The organism is Streptomyces sp. 8N114 (genome assembly GCF_052245835.1).
In the GTDB taxonomy this organism is placed as follows: domain Bacteria; phylum Actinomycetota; class Actinomycetes; order Streptomycetales; family Streptomycetaceae; genus Streptomyces.
On record NZ_JBQQBT010000001.1, the window covers coordinates 513692 to 535805 of the forward strand.

The following is a 22114-nucleotide window of genomic DNA, read 5'->3' on the forward strand; positions in this document are numbered from 1 at the left end:
GCGATGCGCCGCTACGGCAAGCACACCGATGAGGACGACATCCGCGTCCGCCCCTCCCGCCGCGGCACCCGCCCGCGCACGCACACGCGGCCCAAGCACGAGGACGCGGCCGAGGGACTGGTGCTGACCGTCGACCGCGGCCGGCTGACCTGCCTGGTGGAGGGCCGCACGGTCACCGCGATGAAGGCCCGCGAACTGGGCCGCAAGGCCGTGGTGGTGGGTGACCGGGTGGCCGTCGTCGGCGATCTGTCGGGCGCCAAGGACACCCTCGCGCGCATCGTCCGCGTCCAGGAGCGCACCTCGGTACTGCGCAGGACTGCGGACGACAACGACCCGTACGAACGCGTCATCGTGGCCAACGCCGACCAGCTCGCCATCGTCACGGCGCTGGCCGACCCCGAGCCGCGCCCCCGGCTGATCGACCGCTGCCTGGTCGCGGCGTTCGACGCGGGGCTGGAGCCGCTGCTGGTGCTGACCAAGTCCGATCTGGCGCCGGCCGGACCGCTGCTGGAGACGTACGCGCCGCTGGGGGTGCGTTACGTCGTCACCAGCAGGGACGAGTGGGCCGACGGCTCGGGCGTCGAGGCCGTCCGCGAACTGATGCGCGGTCAGGCCACGGTGTGCGTGGGACACAGCGGCGTCGGCAAGACGACGCTGGTCAACGCGCTGGTGCCGGAGCGGCAGCGGGCTACAGGCGTGGTGAACGCGGTCACCGGACGCGGCAGGCACACCACGACCTCGGCCCTGGCGCTCCCGCTGCCGCCCTCCGCCGTCGGCGAGGACGGCTGGGTGATCGACACCCCTGGGGTGCGCTCCTTCGGCCTGAACCACATTCAGCTCTCGCGCGTCATCCACGCGTTCCCCGACCTGGAGGCGGGCGCCGCCGAGTGTCCGCGGGCGTGCAGCCACAACGAGCCGGGCTGTGCGCTGGACCAGTGGGTGGCCGACGGGCACGCCGACCCGGCCCGACTGCACTCGCTTCGCCGCCTGCTGGCGACTCGGGAGAGGCGCGAAGGGGACTGATCGCTTCCATCCAGCCGCCGCTGCATACTGGTTTGCCTGCGCTTGACCTTGTCCCCACTGCGCTTGTCCCCATGGGGATCCCCGACGGGAGCAACGAGAGGAAGAGCACATGGCGTGGCTGCTGGTGATAGTCGCGGGGTTGCTGGAAACCGGCTTCGCTGTGTGCCTGAAGCTCTCCCACGGTTTCACCCGGCTGTGGCCCACCGTCGCGTTCTGTGCCTTCGCACTCGGCAGCTTCGGCCTGCTGACCCTCTCGCTGAAGCGGCTGGACGTCGGCCCTGCGTACGCGGTGTGGACGGGCATCGGCGCCGCGGGTACGGCGATCTACGGCATGGTCTTCATGGGCGATGTGGTCTCCGCGCTCAAGCTGGTCTCCATCACACTGGTGATCGTCGGCGTGATAGGGCTCCAGCTCTCCGGCAGCGCGCACTGAGGGGGTTGCCCCTGCCCGCCGCCGGCACTCTGCGGGTAAGTCGTGGCTGGTCGCGCAGTTCCCCGCGCCCCTTGCGGGGCGCGTCCCCCGTGCTGCGAAGCTTGGGCAGTCTGCTCCCCCAAGCTCTTCGAGCAGGGGGTACCCCCAGGGCGCAGGGTGGGCAAGCGCAGCCCCCATGCCGGGCACGCAAGAGGCGCCGGACGAGCCCCTAGTGGGCCAGTAGCGCGCGGACAACCTCGTCCACGCGCCCGCACGGCCCCTCGTCGTCGGACTCCTGCACCGGTGCGACGACGTACGAGAGGGCAATCCGTAACCCCACCTCGTACGCCCGCTCCAACTCCCGCCGATCGAAGCCCTCCCGCAGGGCGGCGCCGCTGGGCGGTCCGCCCACCGGCACACGTCGGGCCCCGTCCAGCCCGGACACCACCCGGCTGCGCAGCGCGGCAGCGAGTTCCCCGGGCTCCCCCGGGGGCACCGTGCGGCCGGAAGCCGGCAGCGGCATCCGCGTCCCCCAGCAGCCGGTGAGCGCCGCGCGCACGATGGGCTCCGCGCGCGCCGTACGCAGGATCCAGTGCGCGGCGGCAGCGCAGCAGGCAGCCGGGTCGGCCCCGCTGCGGGACGCCTCGGCCACCGCGCGGCCCGCACCGTCCACGAAGTCCTCCAACAGCCGGTCGACCAGTGCGGCGCCCAGCCCCTCCTTGCTGCCGAATTCGTTGTAGAGCGTCTGGCGTGACACCCCGGCGGCCGCGGCGACGTCGACCATCCGCACCACCGCCCAGGGCTGTGCCCGCACCGCCACATGAGCGGCGTCCAGCAGGGTCTCGCGTGCAGTAGGCATCGTCGCCTCCCAGACCGACAGCCCGGACGTGCGGCACAGAATTGACGCACCGCCAAGAGGTGTCAATACGCGGCGCACGCGCATGCCCTGTGGCCGGGGGTTTCGCCGCTCGATACTGTTCGGACATGCTGGACTATCACGATGATCTGCGTCTCGCCCATGTGCTGGCCGACGCCGCCGACGCCGCGACCATGGAGCGGTTCAAGGCTCTCGACCTGAAGGTCGAGACCAAACCGGACATGACGCCGGTGAGCGAGGCCGACAAGGCGGCCGAGGAGCTGATCCGCACCTCGCTCCAGCGCACCCGGCCGCGGGACGCGGTGCTCGGCGAGGAGTTCGGCACCGAAGGGCACGGTCCGCGCCGCTGGGTGATCGACCCGATCGACGGTACGAAGAACTATGTGCGCGGCGTCCCGGTGTGGGCGACGCTCATCGCGCTGATGGAATTGGGCGAGGGCGGCGACCGGCCGGTCGTCGGCGTCGTCTCGGCGCCCGCGCTCAGCCGCCGCTGGTGGGCGGCGAAGGGCGCCGGTGCGTACAGCGGCCGCAGCCTGACCAAAGCCACCCGCCTCGAGGTCTCCAAGGTCGCCGAGGTACGGGACGCGTCGTTCGCCTACTCCTCGCTGCACGGCTGGGAGGAGCGGGGCATGCTGGGCGGCTTCATGGATCTGACCCGTGACTGCTGGCGGACCCGCGGCTACGGCGACTTCTGGCCGTACATGATGGTCGCCGAGGGCTCGGTGGACATGTGCGCCGAGCCGGAGCTGTCGCTGTGGGACATGGCGGCCAGCGCGGTCATCGTGGAGGAGGCGGGCGGCACCTTCACCGGGCTGGACGGGAACCCGGGACCGCAGAGCGGCAACGCGGCGGCCTCGAACGGATTGCTGCACGAGACATTGCTGAGCTATCTGACGGCTTGATCCGGTCCCTCGTCCGGGTGCTCTGTACACGCGTCCTTGTTGCGACCTCCGTCACATGTGAACATGAGAATCCGCTCGCTTGTGCCCTTGTGAACCACTTCTCGAGCGGCGTTCCGCCATGGGCCGCCGCGCACGGGAAGCCGTTCCGCCAAGGAGGTAGCCCCCTCATGCCCGGTCACGTACACCACGCCATGAGCAAAGTGATCCTCACCATCGGCCCCGCGCACACCCTCCGTCAGGCAGCACGGCTGATGTCGGCCCGCCGCGTCGGCGCCGCCGTCGTCCTCGACCCCGACACCAGCGGACTCGGCATCCTCACCGAACGCGACATCCTCGACTCCCTCGGCGCGGGCGAGGACCCGGACCGGGAGCGGGCGCACGACCACACCACGACCGACGTCGTCTTCGCCACCCCCCAATGGACGCTGGACGCGGCTGCGCAGGCCATGACACGCGGCGGCTTCCGCCATCTGATCGTGCTCGACGAGCGGGAGCCGGTGGGCATCCTCTCGGTACGCGACATCGTCCGTAACTGGTCGGAAAGCCGCGTCCCGGTGGCACCGGAGCCCGCGGCGGAGGTGTCGGTCTAGCACACCCGACCATCCCGCCGGCGGCGCGCCCGGCGGGATGGCCGGACGCACCGGAGGGACCGGAGCCCCATGGCGTCCGGTCCCTCCGGTCTCGTACGGCGAGCGGTCGGTCAGCCGCGCAGGGCCTGGACCGCGGCTTCCAGCCGCTTGCCGTAGTCGGGGTCCGCCTTGCGGAAGTTCTCGATCGCGCGCTGGGCGATGTCATCACGGGAGACCCCCGCGATGGCGTTCGCCAGGTTGTCGATCAGCCGCTCCTTCTCGTCCTCCGACATCAGGCGGTAGAGGTTCCCGGCCTGGACGAAGTCGTCGTCCTCGGCGTGCGAGGGCGCCGGGTGGTCGTCGGCCGTGCCGCTGAGCGGCAGCGGCTGCCACAGCGGACGGCCGGTCTCGGCCGGAGTGCCGAAGCTGTTCGGCTCGTAGTTCTTCGCCCCGCCGTGCCGGCCGTCGTACATCACACCGTCCCGGCCGTAGGTGCGCGCCTGGGCCGCCTTGGGCTCGTTCACCGGCAGCAGATCGGCGTTGATGCCGACGCGGTAGCGGTGCGCGTCGCCGTAGGCGAAGAGACGGCCCTGGAGCATCTTGTCCGGAGAGGGGCCGATGCCCGGCACGAAGTGGTGCGGGGAGAAGATCGACTGCTCGACCTCGGCGAAGATGTTCCTAGGGTTGCGGTTGAGCTCCAGCTTGCCGATCTCGATCGGCGGGTAGTCCGCGTGCGGCCAGACCTTGGTCAGGTCGAACGGGTTGAAGCGGTAGTTCGCCGCCTCCGCCGCGGGCATGATCTGGACCTGCACCGTCCAGGTCGGGTACTCGCCCCGCTCGATGGACTCACGCAGATCACGCTGGTGGCTGTCGGGGTCCTTGCCCGCCAGGACCTCCGCCTCCTGGGCCGTGAGGTTCTTGATGCCCTGGTCGGTCTTGAAGTGGTACTTGACCCAGAAGACCTCACCGGCCTCGTTGGTCCACTGGAAGGTGTGCGAACCGTAGCCGTTCATGTGGCGGTAGGAGGCAGGGATGCCGCGGTCGCCGAACAGCCAGGTCACCTGGTGGGTCGACTCGGGCGACAGGCCCCAGAAGTCGAAGACGTTGTCCGCCTCCTGCGAGCCGGTGTAGGGGTCGCGCTTCTGGGTGTGGATGAAGTCGGGGAACTTGATGGCGTCCTTGATGAAGAACACCGGGGTGTTGTTCCCGACGAGGTCGTAGTTGCCCTCTTCGGTGTAGAACTTCAGCGCGAAGCCGCGGGGGTCACGCACCGCGTCCGCGGCGCCGAGGTTGCCGGCCACCGTGGAGAACCGCAGGAAGACCTCGGTCTCCTTGCCGATCTCGGAGAGGAACTTCGCCCGGGTGTACCTGGTCACATCGGCGGTGACGGTGAACTTGCCGTACGCGCCGGCGCCCCGGGCGTGCACGATGCGCTCCGGGATGCGCTCGCGGTTGAAGTGGGCCAGCTTCTCGAGCAGGTGCTGGTCCTGAACGAGCACCGGGCCGCCCGCGCCGGCAGTCTGGCTGTTCTGGTTGTCCGCGACCGGAGCACCAGCTTCCGTCGTCATAGGTCCGGCCGTCTCGTCCTGCACGGTCACGTGCGCCTCCTGTGCATCACATCTGTCCTGTGGGCCAACCACTCGCAACACTACATTGGACTTTGTCTAAGTCAAGATGAAGCCGAAACCCGTACGGGTTCTGCTCATGGACATGCCGCTGCTAGGCTGGACCCATGAGTGACCTGCTGGAACGGCTCCGCGATCGCGGTTGGCGGCTCACCGCGCAGCGGAGAGTCGTCGCCGAGGTACTCGACGGCGACCATGTGCACTACACGGCGGACGAGGTCCATGCCCGCGCGGCGGACCGCCTGCCGGAGATCGCCCGTGCGACCGTCTACAACACGCTGAGTGAGCTGGTCGCCCTCGGCGAAGTGCTCGAGGTGAGCACCGACGGCCGCGCCAAGCGCTACGACCCGAATGCCCGCCACACCCATCAGCACCTGGTCTGCTCCCGCTGCGGAACGATCCGGGACGTCCATCCGACGGGTGACCCGCTGGCGGCCCTCCCGGATCACGAGCGGTACGGCTTCACGATCGCCGATGCCACCGTCACCTACCGGGGCGTCTGCCCACACTGCAACGGCTCCTGAGCGGGCCCGCGCACTGCGGTACGCCGGACTGCGCGGGTACCACTCCTTGGGCGTCGGCCAGAACATGACGAAGGCCCGGATCCTAGGACCCGGGCCTTCGTCTTTCAGTAGCGGGGACAGGATTTGAACCTGCGACCTCTGGGTTATGAGCCCAGCGAGCTACCGAGCTGCTCCACCCCGCGCCGTTGTGTGCACAACTTTAACGCGGGTCGACGACCAGTGCAAATCGAGGTCCCAGGGGCGGGTGGGGCCGGGCAGCACGCCTACGCCGTGAGTTCCGAGCGAAGCGCCTCGCGCAGCCTGTCGGCGCGTTCGGCCACCTCGACGGGGCCCAGCTCGACCGCACGCGCGCACCAGAACTGTCCCTCGTCCAGCTCGCCCCGGCGGGCACTGATCAGCGCCAGCCGGAGCGCCGCTCTGCCGTGCCCGGCCTCGGCGGCCCGGGTCCACCACAGCGCGGCCTCGGGCTCGCTGCCCTCGCGGGCCAGCAGCAGCCCCAGGTTGAACGCGCCGTTCGGGCTGCCCGCCTCGGCCGCGGCGCGGTACCAGCGTGCGGCGTCCACGACTTCGCCCCGCGCTGCCGCGCACATGCCCAGCCGTACCTGGGCACGGCGGTGGCCGTGCTCGGCAGCACGCTCGTACCACTCCTCGTACTCGGGTCTGGCGCCGTCCGGGCGGCCGAGCTCATGTTCCGAGCCCAGCTCGCCGGTGCCGCGCCGGGTGACCCGCTCCAGCAGCGCGCCCAGCCGGAAGGCGCCCTCGACGCTTCCGCCGCCCGCGGCGCAGCGCAGGTGCCGCTCCGCCGTGTGCAGCTCGCCCTCGCGCAGCAGCGCGATACCGACCTGGAGCGCGGCCTCCGCATGGCCGGACGCCGCCGCGCGCTCGTACCACGCGCGCGCGGTGCGCTCGTTGCCGCGCCCCGCGTGCAGGATGCCGAGGTTGAAGGCGGCGTCCACGCTGCCGGCCTCGGCCGCCTTGGAGAACCATGGTTCGGCGCCCTCGGTGTCTCCGCGCTGAAGCAGCAGCACGGCAAGCGCGTTGGCGGCCTCACGGTGCCCGGCGTAGGCGGCACGGCGGTACCACTGCTCCGCCTGCGCTGTGCGGCCCTGCGCAGCACACAGCAGCCCGAGGTTGAAAGCACCGTTGTCGCTGCCCGCCTCGAGCGCGACGCGGTACCACCGCTCGGCGGCCTGCCGCTCGCCGCGGTCGGCGTGCAGCGCGCCCAGCGCGTTGGCCGCGTTGCCGTCACCGTTCTCGGCCGCACGGCGCCACCAGACGGCCGCGCTCTCTTCGTCGCCCGCGTCCCGCAGCAGGAAGCCCAGCGCGCAAGCGGCCCGCGCCTCACCGTCCTTGGCGGAGGTCAGGTACCACCGTCCGGCCTCTTTCAGCTCGCCGCGGCGCTCCAGGATGGCGCCCAGGCGCAGCGCCGCCCTGCGGTGCCCGCGAGCGGCCGCCTGCCGGAACCAGCGCTCGGCCTCCTCCTCGGCCTCGCGTACGGCAGCGGCGCCGGACTCGCTCTCGGCGGCCAGCTCTTCGGCTCGCGCGCTCACCAACTGCGCGACGCGGTAGGCCGCTTCCCTGTGCCCCCGTTCGGCCGCGGCCCGGAACCACTCCTCGGCACCGTCCTGGCCGTGGTGCTCCAGCAGGTCCGCGAGCGCGTAGGCGCCCAGCGCGTGGCCGGACTCGGCGGACTGCCGCAGCCAGTAGTGCGCCGCGGGCTCGTCGCCACGCTCCCGGTGGTACCGCCCGAGCGCGTGCGCAGCCGCGGCGGAGCCTGCGACAGCAGCGGTACGCCACCATCCTGCGGCCTCTTCGGGGTATCCCCTCTGGTGCAGCAGGACGCCAAGATTGTTGGCGGCTGCGCGGTCCCCCGCGGCTGTTGCGGCGCGCAGATGCGGCTCGGCGCCGTCCAAGTCCCCCCGGCGCAGCAGTTGGGCGCCCAGCACACTGTCGGCCGCGGTGCTGTCCGTCGGCGCAGCCGTCGGCGCGGTCCCGTCCGCTGCCGTCGTCCCGGCTGCCGCCGTCCTTTCGACTGCCGCGGTCTGCGTGGCTGCTGCGGTCTTCTCGGCTGCGGTCTGCTCGGTGTACTCCTCCACACTCAGGCCCGGACCGGGACGTACCGGGTCCGTCAGCCTTGCTTTCTCCCCCATAAGGTCCATCGTCGCACCACCTGCAACCCGCGTACACCTGGTATACCGCAGCCAGTGAGGTCACTTCAGAGGTTTGTCGACTTCCCGACGTAGAGATACTCCAAACCCCTTGGCCCAGCTGTCCCTCGCACAAGCGAAGAGGCCCGGAGTCAGTTGACTCCGGGCCTCTTCCCTGTGGTAGCGGGGACAGGATTTGAACCTGCGACCTCTGGGTTATGAGCCCAGCGAGCTACCGAGCTGCTCCACCCCGCGTCGTTGTGTACATAACTCTACACCACTCCACGGGGTGGTCTCACCCGCTACCCGTCGCCGCCGGACTCCCTCTTGTCTGCGGACCCGCTGTCTCCGCCGGCCCCGTTCTTCCCGTCGGATTTGCTCTTGCCCGCGTCCTTCTGCTCCGCCTCGGAGGCGTCGCGCAGCGCTTCCTCCAGCGCCTTCTGCTGCTTGCCGTACTCTTCCCAGTCGCCCTTCTCGCGGGCCTTCTCGCTTTTGTCCCACGCGGTCTGGGCGTCCTTGAGGGCTTCCTCGACCGTGGCGCTGGGCGGGTTCTCCTCCCCGCCTGGGTCGCCCGGGCCGGTTCTCTCGTCGCTGTCCTGGCCCTTGGTCTCGAACACCTTGTTCAGCGCCTGGTCGAGACTGTCCTCGAAGGCGATGCGCTCGTTGTAGGCGACGAGCACCTTGCGCATCCTTGGGTAGTTGGTGCCGGCACCGCGGACGTACACCGGCTCCACATAGAGCAGTCCGCCCTCCAGTGGCACGGTCAACAAGTTGCCGTACTCGACCTCGGAGTCACCCTTCTTCAGGATGTTGATCTTGTCCGCGATGACGGGGTCGGAGTTGAACTTGCTCTGCACCTGGGAGGGTCCTGCCACGCCCGTGTTGGGTGGCAGTCTCAGGAGTCTGAGCTTGCCGTAGTCGCTGCTCCGCGCATCCGCGTCGACGGCCATGAACGCACCGAGCGTCTCGCGCTTGTTCGGATTGAACGTCGTCGTGAGCTGGAACTGCTGGGCCTTCTGTCCCGGCATCTTCATGCTCAGGTAGTACGGCGGGACGGCGTTGCCCTTGTGCGTCGGGTCGTCCGGTACCTGCCAGCGCTCACTGCCGCTGTAGAACTGCGACGGCGAGGTCACGTGGTAGGTCTGGAGCAGGTCCCGCTGCACCTTGAAGAGGTCCTGCGGATAGCGCAGGTGATCCATCAGGTCGTTGCTGATGGCGCTCTTGGGCTTCACCGTGTCGGGGAACGCCTTCATCCACGTCTTCAGTACCGGGTCCTTCTTGTCCCACTGGTACATGTCGACCTTGCCGGTGTAGGCGTCCACCGTCGCCTTGACCGAGTTGCGGATGTAGTTGACGCGGTTCTGCTGGGCGACCACCGCGCGCTGCCCGTCCGTCAGCGAGTCCGCCGTGGTGTCACCCAGGGTCGTACGCGACGAGTAGGGGTAGCCGTTGGAGGTGGTGTAGGCGTCGACGATCCACTTGATGCGGCCGTCGACCACCGCCGGGTACGGGTCGCCGTCGATGGTCAGCCAGGGGGCGACCGCCTCGACACGCTCCTTGGGAGTGCGGTTGTACAGGATCCGCGAGCCCTTGCCGATCGCCCCTGAGTAGAGGATCTGCGGCTCGTTGAAGTTGACCGCGTAGGCGGCACGGTTGATCGGGTTGGAGAGGTTGACGCCGCTCTTGGCCTTGTAGGTGTAGGTCTGCTCGCCGTTGTCGTCGGCGTAGTCGAGCTCCTTCTGCGGCCCGCCGACGATGGAGTACTGCGTCGTCTTCTCGCCGTAGTAGACCCGGCCCTGGTACTTGCCGAGGTTCCCCTTGGGCGGCAGATCCCTCTCGGTGAAGTCCGGGGCACCGTCCTTGTCCACGGATGTGCCCTTGGCGGCGACCATGCCGTAGCCGTGCGTGTACTTGAAGTGCTCGTTGATCCAGTTCTTCTCCGGGATACCGCTGGTGTTGATCTCCCGGAGGCCGACGACGGTGTCCTGCTCCTTGCCGTTCTTCTTGTAGCGGTCCACGTCCAGCGTCGCCGGGAACTGGTAGTACCCGCGCACCTGCTGCTTCTGCTGGAAGGTCGGGGAGACGACGTTCGGGTCCAGCAGGCGCATGCTCGCCGTGGTGTCGGCCGCGTTCCTGAGCTTCTCGTTGCCGGCCTTGCTGGCGCCCGTGTAGTCGCGCACCTCGGAGTCGTCGATGTCGTACGCCTTGCGCGTCGCCTCGATGTTCTTCTCGATGTAAGGCGTCTCCTTGGCCTGCTCGTTCGGAGCGACCTGGAACTTCTGCACCAGCGCCGGGTAGAGACCGCCGATCAGGATGGCCGAGAGCACCATCAGCCCGAAGCCGATCACCGGCAGCTGCCAGGTACGGCGCCAGATCGTGGCGAAGAAGAGCAGCGCGCAGATGATGGCGATGATGAACAGGATCGTCTTCGCCGGCAGATACGCGTTGGCGTCCACGTACTTGAGGCCTGTCCAGCTGTCGGTCGACTTGAAGTCGCCGGATTTGACCGCCAGCCCGTACCTGTCCAGCCAGTAGGCCACCGCCTTCAGCCCGACGAAGATGCCCAGGAGCACCGAGAGGTGCCCGGTCGCCTGCGCCGTCGCGCGTGCGCCCGGGGTGGTCACCCGCAGTCCACCGTAGAGGTAGTGCACCAGCGCGGCCGCCACCAGCGAGAGGATCGCGGCGGCGAACCCGAAGCTCAGCAGGAAGCGGTAGAAGGGAAGATCGAAAGCGTAGAACGAGATGTCCTTGTGGAACTGCGGATCCTTCTCACCGAACGAGACGCCGTTCACCCACATCAGCCAGGTGCGCCACTGGCCTGCCGCGGAGGCGCCGGAGATCAGTCCGACCAGGGCCGTGATGCCCAGCAGCACCCACTTCTTGTAGGGCGCCAGCCCCATGCGGTAGCGGTCGAGGCTCTGCTGCTCCAGCGACATCGCGCTCAGCGGTGGACGCAGCCGGTGCGCCAGCCAGATGTTGAAGCCCACGGCCACGGCCATCAGCAGCCCGAAGACCGCGAACAGGCCGATCTTGGTCCACAGGGTCTTGGTGAAGACCGAGCTGTAGGCGACCGAGCGATACCACAGCCAGTCCGTCCAGAACCCGGCGAACATGACGAAGAGCATCGCAAGGACGACCAGCACGCCCACTGTCATCAACAGCGTCCGGGCACGCCGGGATGGCCGGCCCACTCTGATCCGTGGTCCGGAGGGGCCCCCTGAGCCCCGGTCCGGCATCTGGAAAGCCAAGGTGCGCACCTCAAAGATTCGCAGTTTATGAAGCGATGATGCTGGGCCCGCATCGTAAGGCCCATCTAGGCAACTTAACGAAGCTTTACCCAGTTCCCGTTTCCGGGGTCCGAGTCATGTTTTTCGTAGCGGAGGCGGCACGATATGGGCATGGACAACCTCTCTCCCGAGGGCACGCCCCTCGCCTCCGGACCCCTGACCCGCGCGGTGCTGGAGATCGACGAGTACGCATCCGGGCTCGGCTGGGACCAGCCCGCGCGGCTCTTCGCCCTGGTGAACACCGAGCGACTGCGGGCCGAGGAGCCCGGCCTGGCGGGTCAGCTGGGGCTGGACCAGCAGAAGAACGACGCCCAGGGAACCGCCTTCACTCCTGTCGAGCAGGACGAGATCCCCGCGGACGCACCGCTGGACGAGTTCCTGGGAACCATCGCGTGGCCGGAGACGGTCGACGGCTGCGCGGTCACCGTGGAGCGGCTGATGCTGCCGCCGTCCGCCGAGGCGACCGTGCCGGAGGACCTGGACAGGGAACAGCTCGCCCGGTGGGTCGCCGAGCATCCGGAGCGCAGTGAGGTGCGGATGACGGTGGCGGTCCTGCGCGAAGGTGAGCGGGAGTCGGCGCTGCGGCTGCGGGAGAAGGACTCTCCCACCGAGGTGCTCACCGGCGCCGACCTGGTGCCCGGTCTCGCGGAGGCGCTGGCCGCGACGTTCGAGGACTAGTGCCCGTGCCGCGGTAGCACCCCGGGAAGCAGCACAGCGGCGGCGGGAGGACGGCGGCTCAGTGCGCCCTGCACTGGGTCAGCTCGTCCGTCTTGCCGCTGCGGATCTTCTTCAGCGAGCTGAGCGCGTCGTCTATGGAGGAGGTCTTCACCAGGGTGAGGCCGTCGGGCTTGTCCTGGGCGGCGGTGGCGCAGTTGCCCGCCGGGGTCAGGAAGTACTGCGCGCCCTTCTTACGCGCTCCGACAGTCTTCATCTGGATGCCGCCGATCTCGCCCACCTTGCCGTCGTCGTCGATCGTGCCCGTTCCGGCGACGAACTTCCCGCCGGTCAGGTTGGTGGGGGTGAGCTTGTCGACGATGCCGAGCGCGAACATCAGCCCGGCGCTGGGGCCGCCGATGTCGGCGAGCTTGATGTCGATCTCGAACGGGAAAGTGTGCCCCACCGCGGGCTGGATGCCGACGACCGCACGGCCGTCGTCGCGGGCTTTCTCGGTGCCCACCGTGACCTTCCTGGCGTCCTTGGCGGACGGCTTCTTGCCCTGCTTCTGGGCGGCCTTCGCCTTGCCTGCCGGGATCACCGTGAAGGTGACCTTCTCCCCCGGCTTGTGCTGGGTGACCAGTTTGCCGACGCTCTCCGCCTTGCCGACCGGGGTTCCGTCCACCGCCGTGATGACGTCTCCCGCGTGCAGCCGGTTGTGGGCCGGGGCGCCCTTCTCGACGGAGCCGACGAGGACGTGGGTGCTGACGGGGAGGTGGAGTTCCTTGAGTGCCGCGGCCTTGGCGCTCTCCTGGGAGGCGCTGAACTCCTCGGCGTTCTCCCGGTCGACCTCCTTGGCCGACTTGTCGTCCGGGTAGAGCGTCTCGTACGGGACGACGAGGCTGTCGTGGCGCAGCCAGCCGGACAGCGCGCCGAAGAGGGTCATCCTGTACTCGGAGCCGGTGACGCGGACGGTCGTCATGTTCAGGTGGCCGGAGTTTCGGTACTTCTTCGGCTTGTCCGCCTGGCCCGGCTGGTCCTTGACGTTGAGCACCGGATCGCCGCCGTGCCCGCCCAGGGTGTTCACTGTGGGGCCCGGCGACATCTCGGCATAGGGCACGTTGAGGAGTGCTCCGACGCAGAACATCGTTATGAGCAGCAGCGCAGAGGTAAGCAGGGTCGCGGTGCGGCGAGGCATGGCACGACAGTACGGGAAGGGTCTGTCAGCCTGCTTCCCGGGCCGGTCCGTCCGGGTTCGCGTGCGCCGGCGCTCCCGCGGAGGCGAACTCCGCGTCCTTCTTCCGCCTCCGCCACCGGGCACTCCGTCGCGCTTCCGCGGCGTCCACGACATCGGCGGTCGGGGCGTCGGTGTGCGCTGCGTCGGCGCTTGCCGCGTCGCTGTTCGCAGCTTCGGCGTTCACGGCGTCGGCATGCGCGGCGGGAACGTCGGAGCTTTCCGTACCGAGGTGGGTGGGTGCGTCGGTGCCGGAGCGCTCCATGGCGGCCCGGAAACGTTCGTACCCTGCGACGCCCGCGGCGTCGGGTGTCCTGGCTCGGCGCCGCCCGACCCAGCTTCCCCACAGGCTCGCGGCTACAGCGGCGACCAACGGAATCAGCAACCAGGCGAGAGCCGCCATCTGGAACCTCCCGACCCCTCGTAAGGTGCCTCCCGGGCACACGGCCCGGCGACCGGCAGACCGGCCGATGAGCAGATTAACCGTCGGTTTTCCAACGGTCGGTTCCACGGCCCGGTTACGCAACCGGAGGGAACCGCACTCGCGTGCGCGGCGGGGTCGGTCGAACGGTCTCGGCAGCGGGCGTCAGACGCCCACCCACTCCTCGCTGCCGTCGGAGAACGTCTGGTGCTTCCAGATCGGGACCTCGTGCTTGAGGTCGTCGATGAGCTTGCGGCAGGCGTCGAACGCCTCGGCACGGTGCGGGCAGGAGACGGCCACCACGACGGCCAGGTCACCCACCTCCAGGTCGCCGACGCGGTGCACTGCCGCCAGGGCGCGCACCGGATGGTCGGCGACGACCTTCTCGGCGACGCGGCGCAGCTCGGCCTGCGCGCTGGGGTGCGAGGAGTAGCCCAGACGAGCGACGTCGGTGCCGCTGTCGTGATTGCGGACGGTACCGACGAACAGCGCCGTCCCGCCGGCGGCGTCGTCACCGACCGCGCTGAAGACCTCGTCCACGGACAGCGGTGCCTCGCGGATCTCCAGCAGGCGGATGGGGTCCTCGGCCCCCTGCTCCCCCGGGTGGTCGGAGGACCTGCCCCGGCCGGGTCCGTCGGCGTCGTCGTACATCTGTGCCATGCCGGTCATGCTGCCCTACCCGTCGCGAATCCGGAACACCTGGCTGCTGCGCTGCGGCACCGGCTGCCGTACTGCGACGACGCCCGGCTGCCGCACTGCCCGGGAGTCCCAGGGGTGCCAGGGCTGCTGCTCACAGTCCGCGCCGCTTGCGGGCCCTGCGTACCAGTGCGGCGGTGCCCAGCAGCGCGACAGTCGCACCCGCGGCTCCGGCCGCTGTCGCCGCTTCCGTACGGCCCAGCCGCCGCCCGGCGACCGTATGCCTGCCGGAGACCTCTTCCAGGAGTGCGGCCAGGACCTCCTCGTTCGTCCAGCGGGGCCGCCAGCCCGCGTCGTGCAGCCTGCTGCCGCTGACGACCCACGGGTACATGGTGTAGGCCAGATCCGCAGCAGGAGACGGAGTCAGGCCGAGACGGTGCAGCCGGGAGGCGGCGCCCAGCGCGACGCTGGAGGGCAGCTCCATGCGCCGCATGCCGGTCAGCTGCTCGACCTCCTCCTGCTCCAGCCAGCCGTCGCAGCCGACCACCATCTCCCCCTCGACCCTCTCCAGCGCGGCGTACTCCAGCGCCGTGACGAGGTCCTCGACGTGGCAGAACTGCCAGCAGGGCCGCGATCCTGCGACCACCAGGAGCCGCGGTGACTCGAAATGGCGGGTGAGCGTGGTGTCCGTACCCGCGCCGACCAGCACGGTGGGTCGCAGGACGGTCACATTGAGGCCGGGGTGGGCGCGGGGCGCACGGCGGGCCAGGCGTTCGATCTCCAGGAGGTCGCCCACCCCTGTCGCGTCCGCGGTGGCCCGCAGTTCGGCCTCCTCGGACAGCGGTACGTCGTTGTCCTGGAGCGCTCCGTAGACCATCGCCGAGGTGCACAGCACCACCCTGTGCACGCCCGCCGCTGCCGCCGCGGTCAGCACCGTCTGGGTGCCGCGCACGTTGTAGGCGGTGCGGGCCGCCGGGTCGGTCTCCAAGTCCAGGTCGAGTGCCAGGTGGACGACGACATCCACCGGGTCGCCGTCGCCGCGCAGCCGGTCGGCGATGGCCGGGTCGCGTACGTCCAGCGTGTGCCACTGGGCCTCGGTCACCTCGCCCCGGCGCTCGTCCAGGGCAATGACCTGCTTGATCTCCTCGGAGGCCGCCAGCCGCTCGGTGAGCAGCGCGCCGACCCCTGCGGCGGCACCGGTGACGGCGACGGTCGGGGTTCGCGCTGCGCGAACGTGGGACTCGGAGGAACTCACCGGGCGTCTCCAGTGGTTGTTTCTGGTACGAGGTGCGCAGGCTCCATCCTGCCTGACTGGTGTCTAGGCTGGGGGCAGAGCTCGCAGATCCCACCCAGGACATACCGACGCAGACCCAGACCGCACCCGGGACACGCAGACCGTCCGGGAACGACCAGACCGTCCTACGAGACAGAGCCGAGGAAACCCGTGAGTGACACCCCATTCGGATTCGGCGTACCTCCTGAGGAGCCCGAGGACGGGGACGACGGCAAGAAGAAGCCGGGCGGCGGCCAGCCGAACCCGTTCGGTTTCGGCGGCGGCCCGGGCTCCGGCGGCGCCGACAACCCGTTGGCCGCGATGTTCGGCTCGCTGGGCGGCGGGCAGGGCCAGATCGACCCCAGCGACCTGGGCGCCGCATTCCAGAAGCTCGGCCAGATGCTCTCCTACGAGGGCGGCCCGGTGAACTGGGACATGGCCAAGGACATCGCGCGGCAGACCGTTGCCGCGGGCGCACAGGACGGCTCCAAGGACGCCTCTGTGGGACCGCACGACCGCGCGGCCGTCGAGGAAGCCGTACGCCTGGCCGACCTGTGGCTGGACGGCGTGACATCGCTGCCGTCCGGGTCCGGCACGGCAGTGGCCTGGAGCCGCGCGGAGTGGGTCGAGGCCACCCTGCCGGTGTGGAAGGACCTGGTCGACCCGGTCGCCGAGCGCGTCGGCGCGGCCATGGGCGATGTACTGCCCGAGGAGATGCAGGCAATGGCCGGCCCGCTGCTCGGCATGATGCGCTCCATGGGGGGCGCCATGTTCGGCACGCAGATCGGGCAGGCGCTCGGAGTGCTCGCCGGCGAGGTCGTCGGCTCCACGGACATCGGGCTCCCGCTGGGACCGGCCAACAAGGCGGCACTGCTGCCGGTCAACATCGAGGCACTGGGCAAGGGCCTGGGCATCCCGCAGGAGGAGGTCCGCCTCTACCTGGCACTGCGGGAGGCCGCACACCAGCGGCTGTTCGCGCACGTCCCCTGGCTGCGCTCGCACCTCTTCGGCGCCGTCGAAGGGTATGCGCGCGGCATCAAGGTGGACACCGCCAAGCTCGAGGACGTGGTCGGCCAGATCGACCCGCAGCGCCCCGAGGAGCTGCAGGAGGCCCTCCAGCAGGGCATGTTCCAGCCCGAGGACACCCCGGAGCAGAAGGCGGCGCTCGCCCGGCTGGAGACGGCGCTGGCGCTGGTCGAGGGCTGGGTGGACGCGGTGGTCCACGCGGCGGCCGAGCCGCACCTGCCGTCCGCCTCGGCGCTGCGGGAGACGCTGCGCAGGCGGCGCGCTTCCGGCGGTCCCGCGGAGCAGACCTTCGCGACTCTGATCGGCCTGCAGCTGCGCCCCCGCCGGCTGCGCGACGCGTCCCGGCTGTGGGCGTCGCTGGCGGACGCCCGGGGCGCCGAGGGACGTGACGCCCTGTGGGAGCACCCGGACATGCTGCCCACGGCAACCGATCTGGACGACCCGGACGCCTTCGTCCACCACGAGCAGCCGGACTTCTCCGAGCTCGACCGGATGCTGGGCGACGCGGCTGCAGGCTCGGCGGACGGACGTTCCGACGCCGAGCGCTCCCAGGAGGCTCGTACCGAGGACGAGCACCCCGGTGACGGTCGTTCCGAGGGAGGGCGCTCCGAAGGACGGTCCGACGGCGGCAAGGGCGACGCCGAGGGCGGCGAGGGCGAAGGCAAGCAGTGAGCGCGCCGCTGGACGGACTCCGCGCGGACGCGGAGCGCGTACTGGAGCAGTGGCGCAGCCGGGACCGCGACCTCTCGCAGGAGCAGCTGCGGCAGGAGTATCTGCGCCACATCGCCGACCAGCCGGACGGCATGTGGAAGGCGTGTGCCACCGGGCACATCACCGCCAGTGCGCTGGTCGTCGATCCGCTCAGCGACCGGGTGCTGCTGACGCTGCACCGGAAGCTGGGCCAGTGGCTCCAGATGGGCGGCCATTGCGAGCCAGAGGACACCACCCTGGCCGAGGCCGCGCTGCGGGAGGCCACGGAGGAGTCGGGCATCACCGGGCTGACGCTGCTGCCCGGTGGCCCGCTCCGGCTCGACAAGCACCGCACGCCCTGCGCCTGGCATCTGGACGTCCAGTACGCGGCTCTCGCCCCGGAGGGAGCCGTCGAGACGATCAGCGAGGAGTCGCTGGATCTGCGCTGGTTCGGCTTCGACGAGGTGGCCGCGGTGGCGGACGAGTCGGTGGTGCGGCTGGCCCGGCTCTCCGCCGAGGCCGTCGCGGTCAGCCCTCGTCCGGACCCTCTCCCCTGACGGGCTGGTGCGGCAGCCGCTCGGCTGCCGCGACGCCCTCCAGATAGCCCCGAGCCCGCTCGGTGCGGGGATATGCCTGCAACAGCCGCCAGAACCGGGGGCCATGGCCGGGCACGAGCAGATGCGACAGCTCGTGCAGCAGCACATAGTCGATGACGTACTCGGGCATGCCCTGCAGCCGGTGGGAGAGACGGATGCTGCCCTCGGCGGGGGTGCAGGAGCCCCAACGTGTGTTCTGGTTGGTCACCCAGCGGACCGACGCAGGCCGGGCATGCCCGTCGAGATACTGCTCGGACAGCTGCGCCGCGCGCCGGGCGAGGTCGCTGTCGTCGAGCATCCGCCTGCTCTCCTGCGCGGCGAGCTTGTCGAGCATCACGCCGACCCAGCGCGCCTCCTCGTCCGCTGTCATCCGTGCCGGAAGCAGCACGACAGTGCGGTCCCCCTCCCGGTACGCGGAGACCGTGCGGCGTCGGCGCGTGCTGCGGCGCACCTCGATTGCGCTCTGGCTGGTGCTGTTCAGCGGGTCGGCGGGCACGCCAAGACGTTACCCGCTGCCGACAGCGGAAGTCCCGCCTCCAGCCTCGTTCGAGAGCGAAAGGCAACAGGAGCCGTGGCACGGCCAAGACGAGCAGCTCCCGGTTGTATGACTAATACCGGTGCCTGTGGATAACTCACTCCGCCCGCTCCGCCCGTCACGGCATGCTGTCACCAGTGATCGACGGCCGAGCCGGGGCGACCCGGCGAGTCAGGGGGGAACGTGCACCCGATGATCAAGCCTGCGCTGCGGCGGGGCTGGCGGGACAGGCAGACGGTGCAGTGCGGCATGGCACCCGCACACGCAGTGCTGCTCGGACCGGTGAGCGACGCGACGGCGGCGTTCCTTGAGCTGATGGACGGCACTCGCAGCATGGAGCGGCTGAAGCAGGAGGCCCACCGCCTCGGATTGGCAGCCCAGACACCGGCGAAGCTCACCGAGCGGCTTGCCGCAGCCGGCGTGCTGGACGACGCGACGGCCGACCGCGACGCCGCGTCGACCGTCACCGACCGGCTGCGGCCCGACCTGGCGTCGCTGTCCGTGGTGCACCGCGAACCCGGCGGCGGAGTCCGCAGGATCGCCGCACGGCGAGCCGCGCGGGTCCAGGTGCGCGGGCTCGGACGGGTGGGCGCCGCGGTGGCCGCGACACTGTCGGCTGCAGGAGTGGGCCAGGTGGATGTGGTGGACGGGGGCGTGGTGGAGGAGTGGGACACCGCACCCGGCGGGCTGCCGCCGGAACAAGTGGGCACCCGCCGCGACGTCGCAGCACGCGGAGTGGTGCGCAAGTCCCGGCCCTGGCGGAGCCGATCCCGGTCTGAGGTCAGCCTGATCGTCGTGACGCCACGCGACGGACTGGACGCCTACGCACCGGACCCGGAGACCACCGAGCGGTTCATGGGCGCAGGCACTCCACATCTGTACGGCGGGGTGGTCGAGGCCACCGGTGTGGTGGGACCGCTGGTGCTGCCCGGCTCCTCACCGTGCGCCGAGTGCCTGGCGCGTACCCGGGCCCAGCGGGAGCCGAGCTGGCCGATGCTGGTGGGGCAGTGGCGGACGGCGAGCAGGCGGCGCACGGGGGTCCCCGCCTGCGACACCGCGCTGGCCACGATGGTGGCCGGTGCCGTCTCCTCCTACGCGCTGAGCTACCTGGACGGCGACGGCGCCTGTGCGGTGGGCTACCGGTTGCGGTTCGCACTGCCCCACCTGCTGCCCGACACCGAACAGTTCACCGCGCACCCGGAGTGTCCATGCGGTGCCGCTTCGGTGACCTCCCCACCCGCGGACTCACCAATGACCGAAGGCACGCGACAATGACCAAGTGGCCGACGTCCTCGGTGCTGTCTCGGTTGAGCTGTCAGGGAGTTGGAGGGACGCATGTCTGATCTTCCCCGCAAGGCGGTGACGCGCACGGCCAAGCTGGCTGCCCTGCCGCTGGGCTTCGCGGGCCGCTCCGCCTTGGGGCTTGGCAAGCGCCTCGGGGGCATCTCCGCGGATCTCGTCGGGCAGGAGCTGCAGCAGCGGACCGCCCAGCAGCTCTTCAAGGTGCTGGGCGAGTTGAAGGGGGGCGCCATGAAGTTCGGGCAGGCCCTCTCGGTCTTCGAATCCGCCCTCCCCGACGAGTTGGCAGGCCCCTACCGCGCCACCCTCACCCGCCTTCAGGAAGCCGCTCCCCCGATGCCCGCCGGCACCGTGCACGGTGTGCTGGCGGAGCAGCTGGGCGAGGGATGGCAGGAGTACTTCACGGAGTTCGACGACAGACCGGCAGCGGCGGCCTCCATAGGCCAGGTTCACCGCGCTGTCTGGCACGACGGCCGGGATGTCGCGGTGAAGGTGCAGTATCCGGGCGCGGGCGAGGCGCTCGTGTCCGACCTCACCCAACTGGGCCGGTTTGCCCGCCTGCTGGGACCGCTGATCCCGGGCATGGACATCAAGCCGCTCATCGCCGAGCTGCACGACAGAATCACCGAGGAGCTGGACTACAGCCTGGAGGCGGACGCCCAGCACACCTACGCGGAGGAGTACGAAGCAGACGAGGACGTCGTCGTTCCCCGAGTGGTGCATCAGGCCGACCAGGTGCTGGTGTCGGAGTGGCTGGAGGGCATACCGCTCTCGGAGGTGATAGCCGAGGGCAGCCAGCAGGAACGGGACCGGGCTGGACAGTTGCTGAGCCGCTTCCTGTTCTCCGGCACCGTCCGCACCGGGCTGCTGCACGCCGACCCGCACCCGGGCAACTTCCGGCTGGTGACCGGGGACAGCGCCGACCCGGAGGAGTGGCGCCTGGGCGTGCTGGACTTCGGCACCGTGGACCGGCTGCCCGACGGACTGCCGCCGACCATCGGTGAGGTGCTGCGGATGACGCTGGACGGCGATGCGGAAACCGCCTACGAGCTGCTGCGCGACGAGGGCTTCGTCAAAGAACGGATAGAGCTGGAGCCAGAGGCGGTCCGGGAGTATCTGCTGCCGATCGTCGAACCCGCCTGCGTCGAGGAGTTCACCTTCAGCCGGGAGTGGATGCGCGGACAGGCGGCCAGGGTCGCCGACCCCCGCTCCCCGGCACACCAGCTGGGCCGGCAGCTCAATCTGCCGCCGTCGTATCTGCTGATCCACCGGGTGACGCTGAGCACGATCGGTGTCCTGTGCCAGCTCGGTGCGACGGTGCGGATGCGGGACGACATGGAGACCTGGGTCCCCGGCTTCGCCCCCGCCGCGGCGCAGCAAGAGACGCCCGGCGAGGAGGGGACGCCAGACCCCGAGCCGGAGAGCGAGGCTGGGGAGCCGTCAGAAGCGGTGCTCTGACGCACGCCTGGCGTGGCACAGGTGCCGAGCGGCCCGTGGTGGCAACGGCCGAGCGGCCTGTGACCGCGGGCGCCGAGCGGCCGACAGCGGGGGCAGACGGGGGTGCCCCTATGGGTTTCGTCAAGGCGTGGAGTGGATCGGGGTTCGTAGAAGGTGCCGTCGCGGAGAGCCGTGCGCTCCGAAGGCGGAGAGCCGTGCGCTCTGAAGGCGGAGAGCCGTGCGCTCTGAAGGCGGAGAGCCGTGCGCTCTGAAGATCGTGCCGTCGGTCTCCTGAAGGCGCGATGTCAGACCCTGGGGATAGTGTCCCCCGCTACTTGGTCGCCTCCCCGTCGAAGGAGTCCTCTTGAGGGACGCGTACTCTCCCATCCCCGAACTCAACTTGCTCAAGGAGTTCGAGAACAGCCTCGGAGGGCAGTTCTTCGCGCCCGGATTTGAGCTGATCGAGTACAACGACGACCTGGACTGGTTCTGCGGCGACGCACCCGACGCATACCTGGACCGGCTGATCCCCTTCGCGTACGCGACGTCCTCTGGCTCGTTCTACGCTTTGTGGCGCTGTGACGATCGCACCGACCTCGCCACCCTGCCCGTGATCTTCTTCGGTGACGAGGGCGATCTGTGGGTCGAAGCCTGCAACCTGCGCGAACTCTTCAAGCTGCTCGCCACTGAGCCGGACGACTCCGAGGACCGCGCTCGCCTCGCCTCCGCACGCCAGAGGTATCTCATGTGGCTGCAGCACAACTTCGGGCTCACGCCGCTCGACAACCCGGACGACGTCGACGGGGAGGTCCTGGCCGAGTACACCCGGCGGTTCGCCGTGTGGGTCTCGGAGTTCGCCTCTGGAGACCTCCTCGATCACGTACTCAGCGCGCTCGACCTGGACATAGCCACATCCTGACTCAACGAGGCCCCCTCGGTCGCGGGGC

20 protein-coding genes and 2 tRNA genes are annotated in these 22114 nt (G+C 70.0%); 11 read left to right on the top strand and 11 right to left on the bottom strand.

Annotation, left to right across the window (positions count from 1 at the left end; translation table 11 throughout):
- Positions 1-3 precede the first annotated feature (3 nt).
- Complete coding sequence (rsgA, locus tag ACTWQF_RS02290; protein ID WP_443276526.1) at positions 4-1023, top strand: ribosome small subunit-dependent GTPase A; 1020 nt, start codon at positions 4-6, stop codon at positions 1021-1023.
- 109 nt (positions 1024-1132) lie between these two features.
- Positions 1133-1456, top strand: coding sequence for a DMT family transporter (locus ACTWQF_RS02295; protein WP_099883994.1), 324 nt, complete (start codon positions 1133-1135; stop codon positions 1454-1456).
- 208 nt (positions 1457-1664) lie between these two features.
- Here the strand turns inward: ACTWQF_RS02295 and ACTWQF_RS02300 are convergent, their stop codons facing one another.
- Positions 1665-2294 (bottom strand): TetR/AcrR family transcriptional regulator, encoded by a 630-nt coding sequence (locus ACTWQF_RS02300; protein ID WP_443276528.1) that lies wholly within the window; start codon positions 2292-2294, stop codon positions 1665-1667.
- A gap of 125 nt (positions 2295-2419) precedes the next feature.
- On the opposite strand from ACTWQF_RS02300, the gene hisN reads away from it, so the two are divergent.
- Together hisN and ACTWQF_RS02310 are read left to right on the top strand one after the other, a co-directional pair.
- Positions 2420-3214, top strand: a complete 795-nt coding sequence (gene hisN, locus ACTWQF_RS02305) for a histidinol-phosphatase (RefSeq protein WP_443276530.1) — start codon at positions 2420-2422, stop codon at positions 3212-3214.
- A gap of 167 nt (positions 3215-3381) precedes the next feature.
- The gene (locus ACTWQF_RS02310; protein ID WP_443276531.1) at positions 3382-3804 is read left to right on the top strand and encodes a CBS domain-containing protein; all 423 of its coding nucleotides are present in this window, start codon (positions 3382-3384) and stop codon (positions 3802-3804) included.
- Between the two features lie 110 nt (positions 3805-3914).
- Here ACTWQF_RS02310 and ACTWQF_RS02315 read toward each other — a convergent pair whose 3' ends face one another.
- The gene (locus tag ACTWQF_RS02315) at positions 3915-5351 is read right to left on the bottom strand and encodes a catalase (RefSeq protein ID WP_443277539.1); all 1437 of its coding nucleotides are present in this window, start codon (positions 5349-5351) and stop codon (positions 3915-3917) included.
- 164 nt (positions 5352-5515) lie between these two features.
- Here ACTWQF_RS02315 and ACTWQF_RS02320 point away from each other — a divergent pair, with 164 nt between their 5' ends.
- Positions 5516-5932, top strand: coding sequence for a Fur family transcriptional regulator (locus ACTWQF_RS02320; protein ID WP_443276533.1), 417 nt, complete (start codon positions 5516-5518; stop codon positions 5930-5932).
- 108 nt (positions 5933-6040) lie between these two features.
- Here the strand turns inward: ACTWQF_RS02320 and ACTWQF_RS02325 are convergent.
- The 4 genes from ACTWQF_RS02325 to ACTWQF_RS02340 all read right to left on the bottom strand — a co-directional run bounded on the left by ACTWQF_RS02325 (position 6041) and on the right by ACTWQF_RS02340 (position 11315).
- Positions 6041-6114, bottom strand: a tRNA-Met gene (locus ACTWQF_RS02325).
- 81 nt (positions 6115-6195) lie between these two features.
- A complete protein-coding gene (locus tag ACTWQF_RS02330) occupies positions 6196-8082 on the bottom strand; it encodes a tetratricopeptide repeat protein (protein WP_443276535.1) in 1887 nt (628 codons plus the stop codon).
- Between the two features lie 175 nt (positions 8083-8257).
- A tRNA-Met gene (locus ACTWQF_RS02335) sits at positions 8258-8334 on the bottom strand.
- Positions 8335-8381: 47 nt separating this feature from the next.
- Positions 8382-11315 (bottom strand): UPF0182 family membrane protein, encoded by a 2934-nt coding sequence (locus ACTWQF_RS02340; protein ID WP_443277541.1) that lies wholly within the window; start codon positions 11313-11315, stop codon positions 8382-8384.
- A 162-nt stretch (positions 11316-11477) separates the two neighbouring features.
- On the opposite strand from ACTWQF_RS02340, the gene ACTWQF_RS02345 reads away from it, so the two are divergent.
- Entirely contained in the window at positions 11478-12044 is a 567-nt protein-coding gene (locus ACTWQF_RS02345; protein WP_443276536.1) for a PPA1309 family protein, read from the top strand.
- Positions 12045-12102: 58 nt separating this feature from the next.
- Here the strand turns inward: ACTWQF_RS02345 and ACTWQF_RS02350 are convergent, their stop codons facing one another.
- The 4 genes from ACTWQF_RS02350 to ACTWQF_RS02365 all read right to left on the bottom strand — a co-directional run bounded on the left by ACTWQF_RS02350 (position 12103) and on the right by ACTWQF_RS02365 (position 15566).
- Positions 12103-13218, bottom strand: coding sequence for a YlbL family protein (locus ACTWQF_RS02350; RefSeq protein WP_443276537.1), 1116 nt, complete (start codon positions 13216-13218; stop codon positions 12103-12105).
- 25 nt (positions 13219-13243) lie between these two features.
- A complete protein-coding gene (locus ACTWQF_RS02355; protein ID WP_443276539.1) occupies positions 13244-13657 on the bottom strand; it encodes a hypothetical protein in 414 nt (137 codons plus the stop codon).
- A gap of 183 nt (positions 13658-13840) precedes the next feature.
- Complete coding sequence (locus ACTWQF_RS02360) at positions 13841-14344, bottom strand: molybdenum cofactor biosynthesis protein MoaE (protein ID WP_443276541.1); 504 nt, start codon at positions 14342-14344, stop codon at positions 13841-13843.
- A gap of 121 nt (positions 14345-14465) precedes the next feature.
- A complete protein-coding gene (locus ACTWQF_RS02365) occupies positions 14466-15566 on the bottom strand; it encodes an SDR family oxidoreductase (protein ID WP_443276543.1) in 1101 nt (366 codons plus the stop codon).
- Between the two features lie 189 nt (positions 15567-15755).
- On the opposite strand from ACTWQF_RS02365, the gene ACTWQF_RS02370 reads away from it, so the two are divergent.
- Entirely contained in the window at positions 15756-17282 is a 1527-nt protein-coding gene (locus ACTWQF_RS02370) for a zinc-dependent metalloprotease (RefSeq protein ID WP_443276545.1), read from the top strand.
- On the top strand, positions 17279-17857 hold the full coding sequence (locus tag ACTWQF_RS02375) for an NUDIX hydrolase (protein ID WP_443276547.1): 579 nt from the start codon (positions 17279-17281) through the stop codon (positions 17855-17857). The genes ACTWQF_RS02370 and ACTWQF_RS02375 overlap by 4 nt, the downstream gene beginning before the upstream one ends.
- Here the strand turns inward: ACTWQF_RS02375 and ACTWQF_RS02380 are convergent.
- Positions 17829-18392, bottom strand: a complete 564-nt coding sequence (locus ACTWQF_RS02380) for a M48 metallopeptidase family protein (RefSeq protein ID WP_443276549.1) — start codon at positions 18390-18392, stop codon at positions 17829-17831. The genes ACTWQF_RS02375 and ACTWQF_RS02380 overlap by 29 nt on opposite strands.
- Before the next feature lie 231 nt (positions 18393-18623).
- Between ACTWQF_RS02380 and ACTWQF_RS02385 the strand changes: the two genes are divergently transcribed.
- From ACTWQF_RS02385 to ACTWQF_RS02395, 3 genes are all read left to right on the top strand, one after another.
- Positions 18624-19706 (top strand): ThiF family adenylyltransferase, encoded by a 1083-nt coding sequence (locus tag ACTWQF_RS02385; RefSeq protein ID WP_443276551.1) that lies wholly within the window; start codon positions 18624-18626, stop codon positions 19704-19706.
- 60 nt (positions 19707-19766) lie between these two features.
- Positions 19767-21188, top strand: coding sequence for an ABC1 kinase family protein (locus tag ACTWQF_RS02390; protein ID WP_443276553.1), 1422 nt, complete (start codon positions 19767-19769; stop codon positions 21186-21188).
- Positions 21189-21531: 343 nt separating this feature from the next.
- Positions 21532-22086 (top strand): hypothetical protein, encoded by a 555-nt coding sequence (locus tag ACTWQF_RS02395; protein WP_443276555.1) that lies wholly within the window; start codon positions 21532-21534, stop codon positions 22084-22086.
- The last annotated feature ends 28 nt before the right edge of the window (positions 22087-22114 follow it).